Origin of the sequence: Bacillus sp. FSL K6-2869, from assembly GCF_040869405.1 — a bacterium.
Classification (GTDB): Bacteria; Bacillota; Bacilli; order Bacillales; family Bacillaceae; genus Bacillus; species Bacillus altitudinis.
In genome coordinates this window covers 485329-502650 of the sequence record NZ_CP152035.1, presented here as the reverse complement: position 1 = coordinate 502650, position 17322 = coordinate 485329, and the positions used below count along the sequence as shown (strand labels likewise).

General features: G+C 42.5%; 16 protein-coding genes. 6 read left to right on the top strand and 10 right to left on the bottom strand.

The genetic code is table 11. The features are described 5' to 3' along the window. Positions 1-10: 10 nt before the first annotated feature. The 4 genes from MHI58_RS02400 to MHI58_RS02385 all read right to left on the bottom strand — a co-directional run bounded on the left by MHI58_RS02400 (position 11) and on the right by MHI58_RS02385 (position 5174). Positions 11-2197, bottom strand: a complete 2187-nt coding sequence (locus MHI58_RS02400) for a DNA topoisomerase III (RefSeq protein WP_045035034.1) — start codon at positions 2195-2197, stop codon at positions 11-13. A 72-nt stretch (positions 2198-2269) separates the two neighbouring features. Then, entirely contained in the window at positions 2270-3325 is a 1056-nt protein-coding gene (locus MHI58_RS02395) for a tartrate dehydrogenase (RefSeq protein ID WP_045035033.1), read from the bottom strand. Positions 3326-3424: 99 nt separating this feature from the next. Next, complete coding sequence (locus MHI58_RS02390; RefSeq protein ID WP_045035032.1) at positions 3425-4357, bottom strand: DMT family transporter; 933 nt, start codon at positions 4355-4357, stop codon at positions 3425-3427. Continuing rightward, complete coding sequence (locus tag MHI58_RS02385; RefSeq protein WP_045035044.1) at positions 4347-5174, bottom strand: AraC family transcriptional regulator; 828 nt, start codon at positions 5172-5174, stop codon at positions 4347-4349. The genes MHI58_RS02390 and MHI58_RS02385 overlap by 11 nt, the downstream gene beginning before the upstream one ends. A 153-nt stretch (positions 5175-5327) precedes the next feature. On the opposite strand from MHI58_RS02385, the gene MHI58_RS02380 reads away from it, so the two are divergent. Both MHI58_RS02380 and MHI58_RS02375 read left to right on the top strand, forming a co-directional pair. Then, on the top strand, positions 5328-6002 hold the full coding sequence (locus MHI58_RS02380; RefSeq protein ID WP_045035043.1) for a GntR family transcriptional regulator: 675 nt from the start codon (positions 5328-5330) through the stop codon (positions 6000-6002). A gap of 129 nt (positions 6003-6131) precedes the next feature. Next, on the top strand, positions 6132-6428 hold the full coding sequence (locus tag MHI58_RS02375) for a DUF3817 domain-containing protein (protein ID WP_008347156.1): 297 nt from the start codon (positions 6132-6134) through the stop codon (positions 6426-6428). Positions 6429-6485: 57 nt separating this feature from the next. On the opposite strand, the gene MHI58_RS02370 is transcribed toward MHI58_RS02375, so the two are convergent. Then, complete coding sequence (locus tag MHI58_RS02370; protein WP_228003908.1) at positions 6486-8735, bottom strand: hypothetical protein; 2250 nt, start codon at positions 8733-8735, stop codon at positions 6486-6488. A gap of 160 nt (positions 8736-8895) precedes the next feature. On the opposite strand from MHI58_RS02370, the gene MHI58_RS02365 reads away from it, so the two are divergent. Beyond that, complete coding sequence (locus tag MHI58_RS02365; protein ID WP_024720228.1) at positions 8896-9114, top strand: hypothetical protein; 219 nt, start codon at positions 8896-8898, stop codon at positions 9112-9114. 13 nt (positions 9115-9127) lie between these two features. Beyond that, complete coding sequence (locus MHI58_RS02360; protein ID WP_008347162.1) at positions 9128-9310, top strand: hypothetical protein; 183 nt, start codon at positions 9128-9130, stop codon at positions 9308-9310. A 566-nt stretch (positions 9311-9876) separates the two neighbouring features. Here MHI58_RS02360 and MHI58_RS02355 read toward each other — a convergent pair. Further along, positions 9877-10299, bottom strand: a complete 423-nt coding sequence (locus MHI58_RS02355) for a pyridoxamine 5'-phosphate oxidase family protein (RefSeq protein ID WP_008347166.1) — start codon at positions 10297-10299, stop codon at positions 9877-9879. A gap of 293 nt (positions 10300-10592) precedes the next feature. Next, a complete protein-coding gene (locus MHI58_RS02350; protein ID WP_024720227.1) occupies positions 10593-11462 on the bottom strand; it encodes an SDR family oxidoreductase in 870 nt (289 codons plus the stop codon). Between the two features lie 155 nt (positions 11463-11617). Here MHI58_RS02350 and MHI58_RS02345 point away from each other — a divergent pair, with 155 nt between their 5' ends. Beyond that, positions 11618-12229 carry a class I SAM-dependent methyltransferase gene (locus tag MHI58_RS02345; RefSeq protein WP_045035030.1) on the top strand — a complete coding sequence of 204 codons (612 nt, stop codon included), beginning with the start codon at positions 11618-11620 and terminating at the stop codon, positions 12227-12229. A gap of 16 nt (positions 12230-12245) precedes the next feature. Here MHI58_RS02345 and MHI58_RS02340 read toward each other — a convergent pair whose 3' ends face one another. The 3 genes from MHI58_RS02340 to MHI58_RS02330 all read right to left on the bottom strand — a co-directional run bounded on the left by MHI58_RS02340 (position 12246) and on the right by MHI58_RS02330 (position 16257). Then, positions 12246-14333 carry a BglG family transcription antiterminator gene (locus tag MHI58_RS02340; protein WP_045035029.1) on the bottom strand — a complete coding sequence of 696 codons (2088 nt, stop codon included), beginning with the start codon at positions 14331-14333 and terminating at the stop codon, positions 12246-12248. 121 nt (positions 14334-14454) lie between these two features. Further along, complete coding sequence (locus MHI58_RS02335; RefSeq protein WP_045035028.1) at positions 14455-15537, bottom strand: C45 family peptidase; 1083 nt, start codon at positions 15535-15537, stop codon at positions 14455-14457. A gap of 93 nt (positions 15538-15630) precedes the next feature. Continuing rightward, positions 15631-16257, bottom strand: a complete 627-nt coding sequence (locus MHI58_RS02330; RefSeq protein ID WP_045035027.1) for a GDSL-type esterase/lipase family protein — start codon at positions 16255-16257, stop codon at positions 15631-15633. A gap of 414 nt (positions 16258-16671) precedes the next feature. On the opposite strand from MHI58_RS02330, the gene MHI58_RS02325 reads away from it, so the two are divergent. Then, complete coding sequence (locus tag MHI58_RS02325) at positions 16672-17307, top strand: FMN-dependent NADH-azoreductase (protein WP_024720223.1); 636 nt, start codon at positions 16672-16674, stop codon at positions 17305-17307. Positions 17308-17322: the final 15 nt, after the last annotated feature.

The window sequence follows — 17322 nt, the reverse complement described above, 5'->3', positions numbered from 1 at the left end:
TTTTACACAACTATTGATCTAATTTTAGTTTCTTCAATTGTTCTGCAAGTGCGTTATTGATTGGTTCTTCCACTTTCTTTTGTTTCTTCATATATTTGGACACATCGTGCTTACTGGCTCGTTTTTGATTGGATTGTGATTTGCGTTTTTCGAAAACAGACAGTTTCTCTCTATGACCACAAACACAGGCAAATATTTTGCCATCACCTTCTCCTCGTAGCTCAAGCTTTTTATGACAGTTCGGGCAGCGTGCATTTGTTTTCTTTGCCACATTTTTTCGATGTCCACATTCTCTATCCTGACAAACAAGCATGGTGCCGTTTTTCCCGTTCACTTTTAACATGAGTTTTCCGCAGTCAGGGCAATGTGTGCCTGTCATGTTGTCATGCTTAAAGGTTTGGTTCGTTTGTTTGATTTCAGATACGGCTTGTTTTGCATATGACTTCATTTCACTCATGAATTGAGAAGCTTTCAATTGGCCTTTCGCAATTTTAGAAAGCTTTTGTTCCCATTCCGCTGTTAAAGCAGGTGACTTTAAATCTTCAGGTACTAAAGAAAGAAGCTGCTTCCCTTTCGATGTGATGAAGATGTCTTTGCCTTTTTTCTCAATTAAGAAGCTGTTAAACAGTTTCTCAATGATATCAGCTCTAGTTGCCACTGTCCCCAATCCACCCGTTTCGCCAAGGGTTTTCACTAAGTCTTTTTCCTTGTTCTCCATAAATGCAGACGGGTTCTCCATGGCAGATAAAAGGGTCGCTTCGTTAAAACGAGCAGGAGGTTTCGTTTCGCCTTTTGTCTCTTTTAATTGGCGTACGTCAAGTGACTGCCCCTCTGTTAATGCCGGCAAGTGCTGATCTGCTTCGGCTGATTCCTCGTCTTCATAGGAATCATCGTACACGGCTTTCCAACCGGCTGATTGCACAATTTTTCCTTTCGCTGTGAATGTCTCACTGCCGATCTTGGCGATCACTGTTGTTTCCTCATATTCAAAAGGGGTCATCAGTACAGCGAGGAATCGCTTGGCAATCAGGTCATATAATTTACGCTCTTTATCGCTTAATGCACCTGGATACAGCTCTTCCTCGGTTGGAATGATCGCATGGTGATCTGACACTTTGGCATCGTTGACGAATCCTTTATGTGCTTTAATGCCTGATTGTAAAATGCGATTCACATGCTGCGCGTAAGGTCTAACGTTCATTCCTTTGAGTCGATCTTTTAATGTAGGCACGATATCTGCCGAAATGAAACGTGAATCCGTACGCGGGTACGTGACGAGCTTATGCTGCTCATACAGACGCTGAAGTGTAGACAGTGTTTCTTTTGCTGAAAAACCGTAGCGTTTATGGGCATCACGCTGCAATTCTGTCAGGTCATACAACCCTGGAGCAAAGGATTTTTTCGCTGTTTTTTTCAGTGCATCAATCACTGCAGATTTTCCTTTACAGGCTGCCAAGCGCTCCTTCACTACATCCTCTTGGAATGTACGGTTTTGTTTTGTCTTTGCATCCTGCCAAGTCAGCGTCAGTCCGTCAACTTGTGCAGTCAGCCCAAAGAACGGCTTCGGCTGGAATTGCTGAATGTCTTCCTCTCGCTTGGCGATCATAGCAATCGTTGGCGTTTGCACACGTCCACAGGATAACTGCGCATTGAACTTCGTTGTCAGCGCTCTTGTTGCGTTGATCCCTACAATCCAGTCGGCCTCTGCACGCGCAACCGCAGAGCGGTACAAGTTGTCATACTCTCTGCCGTCTTTTAATCGTTTGAACCCTTCTTGAATGGCTTTGTCTGTAACAGACGAAATCCATAAACGTTTTAGAGGCTTTTTCACATGTGCTTTTTCAAGAATCCACCTTGCCACAAGCTCCCCTTCACGTCCAGCATCTGTTGCGATGACAATGTCTTTTACATCTTTTCTCGCCAGCTGCGCTTTGACCGCTTGGAACTGCTTCCCTGTCTTTTTCATCACGACAAGCTTGAGTGGTTCTGGAATAATTGGTAAATCCTCTAGGCGCCAGGATTGAAATTCTTTCCCGTAGCCTTCTGGATCAGCCAGTGTCACCAAGTGGCCCAGCGCCCACGTGACAATGTATTGATCTCCTTCTAAGAAACCATTTCCTTTTTTATGACACTTCAGCACACGTGCAAGGTCACGTCCTACCGAAGGTTTCTCTGCTAATACAACTGTTTTTGACACGAAATTTCACATCTCTTTCTTCTATCCATCCTTTTATTATAGCAGACGTGGAGATGTGGTTCTAATGACGGATTATTTCTTCAAGCGCTTGATGATTTCGTTTGTGATTTCTTGTGTTCGATAAGCCCCGCCGATGTCTGCCGTTAAAAAGCCGTCTGCTGTGACTGACTCGATGATTTCGAGCAGGTGTGTACCGAGTTCTTCCTCTCCGAAATGATCAAGCATGAGTTTAGCGGTCCAAATTTGACCGATTGGGTTGGCGATTCCTTTTCCTGCAATGTCTGGGGCTGACCCATGTACAGGCTCAAACATTGATGGATATTTGCCATTTACATTGATGTTGGCAGCAGGCGCCACGCCAATACCTCCCATAATGGCTGCCCCAAGATCAGTTAAAATATCGCCAAATAAATTACTGGCAACAATTACATCGAATTTCTCAGGTCTTGTCACAAAGAAGGCTGAAAGCGCATCAATGTGCTGCGAGTCTGCTGTCACCTTTGGATAATCCTTGGCTACGTCTTGAAACACTTCATCCCAAAATGGCATTGTATGAACGATTCCATTCGATTTGGTTGCACTTGTCACATGCTTTCGTCTCTTTTCTGCTAATTGAAAGGCAAAACGCATGGCTCGTTCTGTCCCTTTTCTTGAGAAAACAGCATTTTGAATGGCAAGCTGATCTTCCCCTTGATAGATGCGGCCTCCAATTTCACTATATTCACCTTCACCGTTTTCTCTTACAACAAGAAGATCGAAATCCTTTGGGTGAGCAAGCGGGGAGCGAATGCCGCTCAGCTGTTTTGCAGGTCTAACGTTGATCACTTGCTCAAATTCACGTCTAATTTTAATGAGCAATCCCCAAAGTGATACATGATCCGGCACTAAATTGGCATCTCCGACTGCTCCTAAGAAAATGCTGTCAAAGGCTTTTAGTTGTTCCAATCCATCCTTTGGCATCATTTCGCCATGCTCTAAATAATACTCACAGCTCCACGGAAAGTCCTGAAAGGTGAAAGACAGACCGCCATGCACATCTGATACCGCTTTCAAAACTCGAATAGCTTCAGGCACAACTTCCTTTCCAACCCCGTCACCTGGTATCGCTGCAATTGAAACATGCTTCATTGATTTTTCCCCCTTTGTTATCGGTCGACCGTCGACCGTTTCATTTGAGTTTACTAAAGAGTGCGTGTTCTTACAATGGACAAAAGACGCTTTTTTTGATCAAAGCGCCTTTTTATCTTGCATCAGCACATGGGGCTTCTGTTTCTTTCTTCCCGCACTTTTTTTATCTGAAAGCAGCAAACCTCCTAAGGTCAGTGCTGTTCCAAGCCCAGACATGAAGGTCAAGCTCTCGTGAAGAACGATCATTGAAATGATCATCGTGATAATAGGCACTCCATAAATATACACACTTGATTTCACCACACCGATCGTCTTCACGGAAAAGCTCCATGTCAGAAAACAAATAGCAGATGCAAAGACGCCTAAAAACAGCAAGTGGAAGGCAAACGATGGATTGGTCAACCGCTCCCAGTCTAAACGAACCTTAAAATGCCAGATCAGTGGAATCATCCATAGCAGTCCGTAAAAGAAGACACGCCTTGTTACCTGAATGATATGGTAGCCATATTGGTTGATCATCTTCGATAAAATGGAATAGAATGCCCAGACGATGGTTGCTGTTAATGCTAAGGCATCACCGAGTGGATTCAATTGAAACGTCGTCATTCCATTCATGCTAATCAGCACGATTCCCGTCATCGCGATGAAAAAGCCTATGAAAAACCGGCTGTGCAGCGGCTCATCTTTTAATAAAAAATAAGTCAATAAAAAAGAGAAGCATGGGACAACGGAGCTGATGACACCTGCATTCGAAGCGAACGTATAAGTAAGTGCGACATTTTCTAAAAAGTAATATAAGACCACACCGCATAAACCTGCCAGCGCAAACATCCCTTCATGCTTTTTACTTTGCACCTTCATCGTAAACGGATAGATGATCATCAGAGCCAAGTACCCTATAAAAAAACGGAAAAATAAAATCTCTGTTGGAGAAAAAGCCGTTAATAATATTTTGGTAGAGATAAAGGTAGATCCCCATAAAAAAATGGTGAACATGGCCGCTAAATGACCGAGCAGCTGTTTATTTTTCATCAGCTGTTACCTGCTTTACAAAAATTTGCTGATACTGCCCTGGCGTGAGCCCAATAAATTCTGAAAAGAAATGACTCAAATGACTTTGATCAGAAAATCCAGCGGAGGCAGCCGCATCTACAGGCTTCACTCCTTGGGCGAGAAGCTCCTTCGCAAAGTTCACTCTGACTGTCTGTAAATAACGATACGGCGTGATGCCTCTAAACTTTGTAAAAGCACGCAGCAATGAATATTTGTTCATGGACACAAGCTCGCCTAAGTCTTCTAACGATATATTTTCCGTGAGGTGTGTTTCGATATATTGCTGTACGTCTCGGACTTTTTGTTCGTTGGCACGTGTGGCTGATGCCTTTTCCTCTGAGGTATCAGCATAGGCTTCAATCAATTGTTTCATAAAGAAATAGAAGGTTTCCTGTTTATTCAAAGCAGGAGCTTCTTCTGTGATCATTTGATGTAGATCATATAATGGCTTTGTTAGTTCACTTTGTGAAAACACAGGGGCTTTAAAATGCGGTTTGTGCTGAAAGACCTTCTCTAGCAAACCTGCTTCAATATTTAAGCAGCGATAATCGAGTGTCCTGTGATCAATTTGTTCACATGCGTGATTATCATACGGATTAAAAAGAAGGATATCACCTTTTTCAATGATGTATTCTTGATTTTGGCAGACCAAACGTCTTTGACCGTCTTCAATAAATCCAATCACATAATATGTATGAAAATGATTCGGGAACTTTTGCATGATGCCATGAAAGCGATATGCCTCTATTTGTAAGTCTTGATCAAAATGTACAGTTCGTTCCTCTTGTGTGTTCATGTCGATCCCTCTTTTCGCTGAACTGATCATAAGTGTAGCACACCCCTTTTCTCTTGGATTGTACGATATTGACTTTTTGATGCAGGCTTGCCTAGAGGGAAAAACTTGGATAACATGAGACAAAAGATGATGTATAAAAGAGGGAATGATGGCATGAATTCATTCGAGATGGAAAGACCAACACCGTATCACATGCAATTTTATGAACAGCTGAAGCAAATGATTTTTGATGGCCAGTTTCAGCCAGGAGAGCGCATCAATGAAACACAGCTTGCCAAACAATTTGGCGTAAGCCGATCACCGGTAAGAGAGGCGATGAGGCTGTTAGAAAAAGACGAGCTCTTAATCGCGGATCATCGATCAGGCTATTCCGTCTATACGTTAACAGAAAAAGATGTCGAGGAGCTTTATCAAATTCGGGTAGCTTTAGAAACACTTGCTGTTGAGCTTGCCTGTAAGGAAGCCGTGCAAAGAGAAATGGATGAAATTGAGCAGGTTCTCACGCAGGCGGACGAAGCGATCAAGCAGCAGCTGCCCTCTAAAGAGATCGTCCAGTTACATGAAGCCTTTCACCAAAAAATCATTTTGGCGAGTCACAATGACCGCTTATCCAAACAATTGAATCACGTAAATGCACTCATTCACTATTGCCGCATCTTTCATTTTAGCGGCGGGGCTCGTGCTGAAACCATTCAAAGAGAGCATGCAGCCATCTATTCTAAAATAAAAAAGCGCCGCTCCACAGAAGCCGTTCAAGCGATGACGGAGCATTTATTGCATGATGTGATGCACTTAAAGCAAGTACTCTCTGAAACAAACAAGGAGTAAAGGACTTTTCCCATTTTTTAAGCATTCCATGAACATATTTTGAATTTTTCGTAGATTTCCGCATGTCCAGACGATCTTTCGTTTATATTAGAAGATGAGAAACTAGCTTTTATACAGGAGGATTTGTATATGCATACAAGTATTAGCCGTCTGAGACAGGCGGGTTTTATTGAGGGTATGTCTCTTTTAACCCTTCTTTTAATTGCCATGCCTCTAAAATATTTTGCGGATATTCCGATGGCGGTCACCATTGTGGGCTCTCTTCATGGCGCATTGTTTGTGATCTACATGCTCATTTTGGCATATGTGACATTTAAAGTTCGCTGGCATTTGAAATGGTCCATCGCCGGATTCTTTGCGGCATTCATTCCTTTCGGCAACTTCGCCTATGATAAGGTGCTTCGCCAGTATGATACAAAAGCTTAATCAAAAGGGCTAAAACGAAATTCGTTTTAGCCCTTTTTCTACACGCTGACGTATTTTTTAAATCGATGCATATTTCACAATGGCTGCTTGACGTGTCATTTCGTGATATGCCACCCATAATTCATCACCTGGCAGTACGCTAGTGATCGGATCGATTGGCTGTTTCACTTCATACATCACGCCATCTCTCTCAATCTGAATGATCGCTAACGGCTGGTTGCCGATGACACCGGAAAATGTGACATGGGTCACTTTTGCACTTCCTTGTTTCTCTTGCATAAGACCCATTTCTCTATCCAGCTCTTCTTTCTTTGTCTGGATCGTGATTTGAGTGCCGGCTGCGACCTCCATATGGTCAGGGATGAATTGACTGACCGTTTTTGTGATGGATTGATCTCCGCTAGAAACCGTCACATCCAGCATAATAGGCTTCTGATCATGAATCGTGACTGGATATTGCTTCACACGCTGGACCGTTCCTGTTAACGTCACGTCTTTCCCCGATCGATTCCGCACTTCATGGCCATAGGCTGCCATTTTCAACTGACCGCTGATGTCAACGAGATCGGCTTTTTCTCCTGTTTTAAATTCAAAACCAGCCGCTTGAACCATCGGAATGGTATACCTTTTCTGATCTGCTTCAAATGTAAGCGATAAGACCGTGCCTCGTCCTACGGTTCCATATGATTCTATATTTCTTAAAACAGCGCCTTTGATGAATTTTGGCTCGCTTGGCTGCGAGAAGTCACCCTCTTTTAAGAGCATCGCTTTTTTCTTTTTCGGATTGTAGAGAATGGCGATACGCTGACCCGGTTGCGGTATCTGGGTATAGGATACAACCGTTTTAACCGTCTTCTCGATGTTTTGTCCCTCATATTGAAATTGAAGCTGCATGTTGACCAGCGGCTGTTCGTTGATGTAGGTACCCGTTTCTTTGACAGATACGATATTAGCTTCTAGTGTGACACTGTCCTTTATCTTGTTCTTTCTCATTAGTCTTAAGATCGGCGGCAGGAAGATGGCAAGTACAAATAACAGCAGTGGGATCAAGATCCATATCGCCCAGTTGAGAATGAGTGGTCCTCCCTTCATGACATATTGCATAAAGGTGTCAACAGACGTTTGGTGAGCTGGACTTGCATTTTCGATTGAGATGACTTTTTGCAAAGGGAATTCCTTTAGCTGTTTGCTTTTCGTCTCAAATGCCCCCGTTAATTGGTTGCCAAGTGAATAATAGAGCCAATCGCTCTTCACATTTTTATTGAAAGAGAGATCTTCTTTTTGTAAAGATTCATATGACAACGACTGAAAAAGCTTGCTGACAGACGTCGCCTTATTCGTGCGATGATTATAAATATAACCAGTCAGCTTACCTTTTGCTTCGTCCTTTGCTGTAGAGCCTAAAAGAAGAACTTCTTCTTCATTCAGCTGGTAGATAAAGGTTTGGTAAATCGATTTTGGTGTTGGGACGACTTCCCCAAGCCTTCCCTCTGCATTCACTTTCCTTGGTCTTTTTGGATAGTTAGATTCGACAGCGACTGCAACGTTTTGTGATGATCCGATCGTTTTTTGCAGCTGCTGCTCGACTTTATCTTCAATGAGGCTGAACGGTTCAGCACTTTTGGAGACATAGACCCCAAGCTGATGCTTCTCGTTTGAGATTCCGCTGACATACGCCTTCTGGTCATTTTTCAAAGTCAATTCAAACATAGGGAATGGGGTCTGCCCTCTAAAAGAATTCATGACGACATCGATGGAAACAGGTCTTGCTGGTAGCTTCAGCTCGTTGAGATTGTGGACATGAAACTGACCATTCTTTAGCTCACCGAGGACCGCAGCAGCGCCTTCCTTTTCTCCTGTAAACAAGAGTCGTCCATTCCATTGATATGTATTCGTTTTTAAAAATGAGGGAATCTGTAAGTTTTGCTTAACGAGTTCTTTCTTTGCTCCGCTTGGAGACAGTTTCTCGATCAACAGCTGCCCCTCTTTATTTTTTAAAGCAAGTAAGAGGTTGTTCCCTTGAATAGATGGCAGCATTTCATTAAACGTATCGCTTTCCGTGGTCCATTCACTGATTCTTTTTCCTGATTGAGGATCATACATTGCAAAATGGAGCTGCTGGTTTTTTGATACAGCACTCACCACTCGTTTTCCTTCATCGAATGTAAATATTTGTTTGACGTCATATTGCGTCGCTTTCCCTGCTGACAAATCATCTTGGTAATGGTTCCACACCAAGACACTAAGAATGATTGCTGGAATAAAGAAGACAATATACCTGAGGAAAATCACTGGTATTCTTTTCACTTGATCGCTTCCTTTCATGGAGTTCCTTTTTCTTATACGTCAGTGCAGCGAGAATGTTTCATGCTAGCAGAATACCATTCCAACTTTCTAAATCCATATTTTACATATTTGATTGTTTACGATAAAATCCAATCAGATTCAAAAAAAGGATGTTATCTCAATGGATAAGCTATCATCAATCATTCTAGCGGCTTGGCTGCGTGTTCCTCGTTGGTTCAAGCAAGGGGTGCTCGTATCTATTACCATTTTCTTTTTTTATATGTGCTTTGTAAAGGGGCTGACTAGCTGGTACACCTTGCCGCCTGTCACTTTGCTCGCATGCGCCATTTGTTCCTTTTTCATCTGGATGGTATGGCTAAACAGTCAAAAAAACAAGTAAAAAGGAGAATTTCATGAAAGAATCCATCTTTTATTTTGCTATCTCTTTTGTTCTTCAATGGGTTTGGTTTGGGGTTGTGCATCCAGATAGAGGCGTGACACTGCTGGACATGTTGATCTTCTCTATTTTGTTTACGGTGATGTTCTTTTTTATTGGCCGGATTTGGAGGTATCAGAAGAAAGGGCGAAGTGAGTAATGATGAAGCATTTCCTCTTTCTGTCGATGAGTGTTCGTTGTTCTATTGTTGGCGGCGGATCTTTTTGAAGGGGATGTCATGCGGATGGTGTCCGCTTTTAACCTAAAAAAGGCTGCCAAATAGATGGCAGCCCGTTTCTTACTCTTTTCATGCAAATAAATAATCAATGTTTAATCTCCGTCACGGAGTGTATGAATTAAGATTCGATCATATCAGTGTGTCATATGTGTTCCGAGTGAACCTACGTTTGAAAGTAAACGCCATGGAAGTTCTGGATAACAAGACAACGAAAGCCCTACCTCTCATTCGTCCTTACGGCTCCGAAGCCGTGCCAGTGTGAATTGTAAATCAAAACGTCTTTTTTCCATTCTTCCGCTTTTATAGGGGGGCGGTTGCAGAAGGAAAAGAATAAGTTTGTTCGCTTTGACAGCGTCTCGTTCTTATCAAGTAGAAGCTCTATTGCTTCTCATTATGTCATAGAAAAAAGAAAGTTTACTTTCTTTATTTATTTGCTATTTCAACACTTAATATAAAACTATAACACGTTCCCCCAACTTACGCAAGTGTTAAAGTGATAATTCTGCTGGTGTCCGGTTTCCTTCGTTCATATAACGAATAGAGGTTGGGTCAATCTTAAGGATCACTAGGTTTGGATCATCTTTTCCTTTAAACCATTTCTCCATCTCATCTGACCAAAGGCGGTCGATCAGTTCTGGATCATCCGTTAATGTGGCTTTACCTGCGATTTCTGCATATGTGTCCCCAAATCCTTCACCTGAATAACCAATGAGAATATGAACATTCGGATTTTTTTCAATCTCATCCGCTTTATGTGTTTCTTTGCTTGTTGGTGTATATAATGTCAGCCCTTCATGAAAAAAAGTCATATAGCGGGTATGCGGCTTATCTTGTTCAACAGTCGCCAATGTTCCCACTTTTTGTTCGTCTAATAAGTTCATTACCTTTTGCTTTAACTCTTCTTGTGACATGTATCTTCACTCCTTCAAAATGTCATCCGTACTCTTAGGTTTCCACGACAATCCATTCATTAAACAAAGAAATGTGTTTTTCATAAAAAGACATCTTCTAGCTGATGCTATAAAAAACGGATACATTGAAAGGGGAAGTTGAATATGCATCATGAAACGATGTTCCATTTGAGTTCACTTGTTATTGCAGCGGTTGTTGTGGGCATTATCATATGGTCTGTCTCATCTGTACAGAAGAATCGGAAGAAATACTAAATACACCGCCCAATCAAATCTGGGCGGCGTGCTATTGATCATGTATTCATAAAGGAACCGCCGTTGACATGAAGTGTCTGTCCCGTCATATAAGACGATTCGTCCGAAGCAAGCAGTACATAGCAGCCTACATGCTCCACAGGCTGTCCTGGTCTTCCCATTGGTGTCTCGGCCCCGAAGCTTTCGACACTGTCTTCATCAAATGTAGATGGAATGAGCGGCGTCCATATTGGACCGGGTGCTACACCGTTTACCCGAATTCCATCTTTCACAAGCGACTGTGCCATAGAACGAGTAAAGCCGTTGATGGCCCCTTTTGTCGCTGTATAATCAATCAGTACCTTGTTGCCTCGATACGGGTTAATAGATGTTGTATTAATAATGGAACTTCCCGGTTTTAAGTAATCGAGTGCCTTCTTCGTAAAATAAAAATAAGAATAGAAATTGGTTCTAAAGGTTTGGTGAAGCTGTTCACTAGAAATATCTTGAATACGTTCTTTCGGATGCTGTTCGGCCGCATTATTGACTAATATGTCCAGCTGTCCAAAGGCTTCAACTGTCTTTTCTACCGCTTTCTCACAAAAGGCTTCGTCCCCGACATCCCCTGCAATCGTTAAACATTTGACGCCTTCCTGTTCTACACGTTTTTGCGTATCCTCTGCATCCTCATGTTCATTTAAGTATACGATCGCGACATGAGCTCCTTCTTTGGCATACGCGACAGAAACGGCACGTCCAATTCCGCTATCTCCACCTGTAATCAGCGCTACTTTTCCTTTTAGCTTACCAGACCCTTTATACGATTCATCCTCATAGATCGGCGCAGGATTCATTTCTCTTTCACTGCCTGGCTGCTGATCCTGCGTTTGGCGCGGAATGCCATTTGTTAAGTATTCACGTAAATCCATGTGTAAGCTCCTCCTTGATTTGTTGATGTATCCTTTCATTACCACTTCATTTTTTCACTCAAACATCCCTATGCGTCATCGATGCGTTTTGAAAACTGACAGGTTTCAGGATGGGAAAAATCGGTTACATAAACATAAAAAAGGAGCGTTCTCACATGCTGTCAACCATTTCTAAAACCTTTAGCAGACCAAAAGGCTGGCTCGGAAGCATCGCAGGTTTTATTATGGCAAATGAAAATAAGGCACTGAATCAATGGGCGATCCAGCATTTAGATTTATCAGATGGTGAAAACATATTGGAAATAGGCTATGGCCCCGGCTATAGCATCAAACATATGCTCAAGCATTTTGACGATCTTCACATTGATGGACTAGATGCTTCTTCAACTATGAAGGAACAGGCGCATTCGCGTATAAAGAAACGATCCAAAGAGAAGCAGGTCCGGCTGTATGTCGGGAAAATTGAAAAAACGCGCCTGCCGGCGGATCAGTATGACAAAGTACTTTCTGTTAACAATTATACGATTTGGGATGACCCAAAGGCTGGCGCACTCAACCTTTATCACACCTTGAAGCCGGGCGGAACACTCGTCATTGTGATGCAACCAAGAGAAAAAGGAGCGGACGCCAATCGGACAAAAGAAATGGGCGAAAGCATCCTCAATGATTTAGAATTTGCTGGATTTGATCAGTTTTCTGTTGAATATGAAGAGATTCGTCCCACCCTCGCTGTCTGTGTCACAGCAAAAAAGCCGAGAAGCGAATAAGCTCTCGGCTTTTTTCTTACCATTTTGCCTCTTTGACAAATTGATAAAAAAGTTGATGTAATTTCTGTTCAATCTCTTCCTTTGTTCCTTGTCCATAAAGCGCCATGCTTTCTTCGCTTTCAATGATGGATGAACTGATCAGGCTAAACATTTCAGACCCTTCTTTGCCAAGCTCTAGCGGCGCCAGCATGAGGAGCATTCTGGACATGAGCTGCTGCCCGCCATCCATGCTTTTGATCTCGTATGCCTCATCAAGATCATAGATATGAAAGACCGGTTTCTTAATGAGATCATGCTTTAAGTGAAAAAGAGCAAACTCGGTTCCTGGAATGCCTAAACCACCTTGCTGCTCACGCTCAAGTAAACCGGCTGTCACTTCGTCTGCACGTTCTAAATAGCCTTGACTTTCAACCTGACGCATCAGCTCTCTCATTGTTGACTCATGCTGCTCCGTCGTCTTCTTTTTTTCGATTGTAAAATGGGACAAGATGCTGCGAATCACTGACATATAATTCGTGATTTGCTCTGCCATTCCTATCATATCAACCGTTTCCTCCACCGATTCTTTTGCAGATTCCTGCGCTCTTTTTTTCTCAATCAGATATGGAATTTTTCGTTTAATATGAGACTTGACCCGCACCGCGTCATCCTCGTTTAAGAGCGGGCTGACCATAATGTAATCAATATGCTCATAGGGGATCGGCACGGTTGATACGATCATGTCATAGCTCGCAGCGTCGATTTCCTTTAGCTCCATTAAGGAAGATAGATCGAATTTGGCGATCTCAGGCAATTCTTTTTTTAATCGTGATGCGAGCATTTTTGACGAACCGATACCGCTTGAGCAAACGACCAATGCATGAATCTTGGTTTCTTCTTTTTTAATTTCAAGCACCGAACCAAAATGAAGCACGATAAAGGCAATTTCATCCTCTGGAAATTCGATCTCAGGAAAGAAGCGTTCCACACCTTCTTCAATCGCCATGAACAGCAAGAAGTAGTCTTTTTTTATTTGTTGTGTGAGCGGATTATAAATCCGCATCTTTTCTTTTAATCGGTTCATAGCTGGTTCAAGATGAGACACGAGTCCCTCATACAATGAATCGTTTTCATTTAAATGATAGCCTGTTTTATGAGAAATAAAGTCAATGAGTTTCTTCGTTCTCAGCGCGATATCTAACTCAATCTCATCAATGCGGTATTCTGCCGTAAAGCTTCGATTTGCACTGCGCAAATGGATGGTCATGTATCCAACTTCAGCTTCAGGAATCTCTACATTAAACATGCGTTCTAATGCTCGCGCGATTCTGAGTGAAGATTCAAATTCCTTCGTCCGCTTTAATTCAAGCAATTCTTCCTCTTCCATCCGAATGGTTTCACCGATTTGAATGCGTTCAATGGCATAGGTTAAGTGAACGACAAGTGCAATATAGGCACTATCTGACAAAGAGAGAGAGAGTCTGTTTTTCAAATGAAAGAGCAGCCTTTCTACCTTGAGCAGCTGTCCTCGACTGACTACCCCAAACACCTTTTCAGTCGCTTTCGTTCGATGTTTAATATTCATCTCAATCGTTTCGAGAAATAATTGAATGTCGAGACGGTCAACAATCAGGTTCCCGACAATTTTTCGTTTGGCTTCCTCCGGTCCTTTTAATTCAATGCCGTACCCACGCTTGCGGATAAGCAGTAAACCGTAAGGAGCGATCCAGTCCGTCAGTTCATCTAAGTCGTAGCTGATGGTCGCATTTGTGACCTGCAAGTCGGCTGCAAGTGTATATAATTTCACCGGTTCTTTTGCTTCAAGCAGGGCACACAGGATTAAGAGCTTCCGTTCATCAGAACTATATTCAATTTGGTCTTCATTTGAAATATGAGACAGAAGCCGCTGTTTGTCTTCCTGTTCACCGACCGCCTTCAAGCCCTTCCCCGGCTGTTTATCAAGTGATACGTTGTAATTCTTTAAAATAGGTTTAATGGATTTAAGTTCTCTATGAATCGTTCTTGTACTTACCTGAACAGAATCGGCGATCTCACGAATGGTGACATAACGATTTTGCTGAATTATAAATTTGATCACTTTCTGTTCTCGTGCCGTTATGTACATGAAATGCCTCCTTCTGCTTAAATAGGTCTATTGTCACACTTTAATATAAAACGCTTTCACTGATCGATGCAACCTGAAGTTGATCTAAATTTGGCACACAGGCTGTGACAAAATGAAAGACTCACACGTTTCTCCAAAAGGAAGGTCCATAATCCTTTTGATGAAATTGAATCGTTTGTTCATGAAATGGCAGTGTGCCCCCGACCTTTAATGAATAGGTAGGATTATAGACGGGAGAGCCAAAGCAATACTCCATCGTCCCTTCCTCCGGCCGAAACATGACGGTTCGCATCGTCCCAAACAGCTCTTCATAATTGTGCACAGTCAGACCAGCAGGGTATTCTGTCTGAAATAGTTCCGTAAGAGACTCGCTTGACGGCTGTTCTTCTAAAGCTTGAATTAACATGTCGTACCTGACAACAGAATGATGTTTCGTCAACCCTTTTGCCGTGTGATCAGCGAGCGGATGGTTCGTAGCCGCAATAAATCCACGCTCCGGCCTTCTCACCTTTTTTTGCCCATCAATCATTTCAATCACAGCCGCCTCTCCCTTCCGGTCAGCAAGCATGAGGTGAACATTTGACGCGACGGGCATTTCCTGTACCAAACGGACGGCATCCTCCACCGTTTTACAGGACTCTAGCACAGCACGAATGACATGATATACTTGCAAGCCAGCAACAGCCGGCGGCTTTAAGCCTGGTTCGTTGCCAACAGGCGGACCGCATGCAGAAAATGTTACCGATAGACCATGCTCATTCATCCCATCCGATCGACCAAATAAGATTAATGATGAGCCTGTATGGACTGCTGAGCCCTTCACATGTGTAGATACAAGACGCATATCATCAAACAGCGGAGAAAAATCATAGTTGCGAAGCATCACCGTCTGTTGATTGGCAGCCTCATTCCCCTGCATCACACAATGGGAACAGCCTGGCTGAAGATGCGAAGAATAGAAAAAGGTCAAATCGCTTTCATCTATTTGCATTTCATCACAAAATCCCGAGAGCTCTTCTTCTAACTGAGGAAGAAACGGTCGAATCAGCTGCTTTGTTTCCTTCACAGCCTCTTTTGATAACGGTTCTGATTGAATGTATTGTTTCTTAAGCAAAAGGCGTTCCTTCAGCCAAATAGCCTGCTGCTTTCCTACCTCATAAGCTGTTCCTTTCAATTCATGAAAATACGCACTCATCTCCTGCATGCATACACCTCTTTTGTCTTAGTTTCTTTTATCATATCGAAACAGCCCTTCATTTAAAAGAATGAAAAAAACTGTAATCCCGCGGGATCACAGTTACTTAAAGGATTGTTGAAACAGCGCTTCTGCCATTGCTTCATATCCTTTGTGGTTCGGATGAAATTGATCAATCGATAAGTATGCGCTTTGATGACCTTCAAATACACCGTAAATATCCACCACTTCTACATGTGGATTCGTAGCAAGCTGGCGAAGGTGATGGTTGTATTGCTTCAGCCATCTCTCGGCGATCGGAATCTCAGGAAAAGGATTATATAAATTCAATAAATATACGCAGTATGGTTGATGCTGCCCTCTTTTTATCAGGGCGATTTCTTGAACCATTTTGCTAAAATTCGCCTGACAATGCATAGACGCTTGCAGCAGTGTCTTTTCATCTTCACCTTTTTCATACTGCAGAACAGCTTGAACAAGATCATTCCCGCAGCCTGTGATGGTGATGATGTCAGCATGAGCAATCGCCCGCCTTACATCAGACCGCTGAAAAAGCTGCAAGATCTCTTCCGTTGTTAACCCTGATTTCGCAAATACGGACAGTTTCACCGGTATATGCAGCTTCTTTTCAAGCTTCGCCGCATATCGCTCCGTAAAACCGCCGCCAAATAAACGTGCCCCCACCCCAACCGTTAAGGAATCTCCAATCGCAACATAGGATCGTCCCACTCTTATCCCTCACTCTCTCCTGCCTTCTCTTATATATACGAAAAAGAAGAAGAAATGCTTGTAGCAGATGGCTTAAAGGCATCCACCTTTTTTTTCAAAGACGCAGGATGAGCGCATTTACAAACACTTTACTTGCGATATCGATCCATTTTTTGTTCAATGGAAGTAGGGTTTTTTGCTTAAATCGCGGACTTGAAGCGTTTCAGAAAAATTTACAAACTTTTTATCTTGATTTCAAGACTTTATACCTTGACTTCAAACTATATAGTGATTACAATGAAAATATCAGTTTTTATGTAACTGTGCTTGTTACATCTTTTTCGTAGCATTCCAATATGATTAAAGATGCCACATATTCAGTGTATCTTTGGGATACGCTAAAAAAATCATTGAAACAGGAAGGATTGAATGAACATGGCAAAAGTTTTATACATCACTGCACATCCGCATGATGAAACAGTTTCTTACAGTATGGCTACTGCTAAAGCATTTATCGAATCTTATAAGGAAGCAAATCCAAGTGACGAGGTTGTACATATCGATTTGTACAAAGAAAACATTCCTCACATTGATGCAGATGTATTCGCTGGATGGGGCAAGCTTCAATCTGGTGCTGGCTTCGATACACTTTCAGCTGAAGAGCAAGCGAAAGTTGCTCGCCTAAACGAATTAAGCGATCAATTCGTTTCTGCTGACAAATACGTATTTGTTTCACCACTTTGGAACTTCTCATTCCCACCAGTTCTTAAAGCATACATCGACTCTGTTGCTGTAGCTGGTAAAACATTCAAATACACTGAGCAAGGTCCTGTTGGATTACTAACAGACAAAAAAGCGCTGCACATCCAAGCACGTGGCGGATACTACACTGAAGGTCCTGCTGCTGAACTAGAAGCAGGTCACCGTTACCTTGGAACAATTGCAAACTTCTTCGGTATTCCTTCTTTCGAAGGTCTTATTGTTGAAGGTCACAATGCTGAGCCTGCAAAAGCAGAACAAATTAAAGCAGATGCGATCGAACGTGCAAAAGCTTTAGGTAAAACTTTCTAATCATGAACACGCAAA

What these genes read in the sequence shown, in the direction of transcription:
- MHI58_RS02395 (WP_045035033.1), bottom strand. Translation starts at nt 3,325, where the DNA reads ATGAAGCATGTTTCAATTGCAGCGATACCAGGTGACGGGGTTGGAAAG.
- MHI58_RS02390 (WP_045035032.1), bottom strand. Translation starts at nt 4,357, where the DNA reads ATGAAAAATAAACAGCTGCTCGGTCATTTAGCGGCCATGTTCACCATT.
- MHI58_RS02385 (WP_045035044.1), bottom strand. Translation starts at nt 5,174, where the DNA reads ATGAACACACAAGAGGAACGAACTGTACATTTTGATCAAGACTTACAA.
- MHI58_RS02380 (WP_045035043.1), top strand. Translation starts at nt 5,328, where the DNA reads ATGAATTCATTCGAGATGGAAAGACCAACACCGTATCACATGCAATTT.
- MHI58_RS02375 (WP_008347156.1), top strand. Translation starts at nt 6,132, where the DNA reads ATGCATACAAGTATTAGCCGTCTGAGACAGGCGGGTTTTATTGAGGGT.
- MHI58_RS02365 (WP_024720228.1), top strand. Translation starts at nt 8,896, where the DNA reads ATGGATAAGCTATCATCAATCATTCTAGCGGCTTGGCTGCGTGTTCCT.
- MHI58_RS02360 (WP_008347162.1), top strand. Translation starts at nt 9,128, where the DNA reads ATGAAAGAATCCATCTTTTATTTTGCTATCTCTTTTGTTCTTCAATGG.
- MHI58_RS02355 (WP_008347166.1), bottom strand. Translation starts at nt 10,299, where the DNA reads ATGTCACAAGAAGAGTTAAAGCAAAAGGTAATGAACTTATTAGACGAA.
- MHI58_RS02350 (WP_024720227.1), bottom strand. Translation starts at nt 11,462, where the DNA reads ATGGATTTACGTGAATACTTAACAAATGGCATTCCGCGCCAAACGCAG.
- MHI58_RS02345 (WP_045035030.1), top strand. Translation starts at nt 11,618, where the DNA reads ATGCTGTCAACCATTTCTAAAACCTTTAGCAGACCAAAAGGCTGGCTC.
- MHI58_RS02340 (WP_045035029.1), bottom strand. Translation starts at nt 14,333, where the DNA reads ATGTACATAACGGCACGAGAACAGAAAGTGATCAAATTTATAATTCAG.
- MHI58_RS02335 (WP_045035028.1), bottom strand. Translation starts at nt 15,537, where the DNA reads ATGCAGGAGATGAGTGCGTATTTTCATGAATTGAAAGGAACAGCTTAT.
- MHI58_RS02325 (WP_024720223.1), top strand. Translation starts at nt 16,672, where the DNA reads ATGGCAAAAGTTTTATACATCACTGCACATCCGCATGATGAAACAGTT.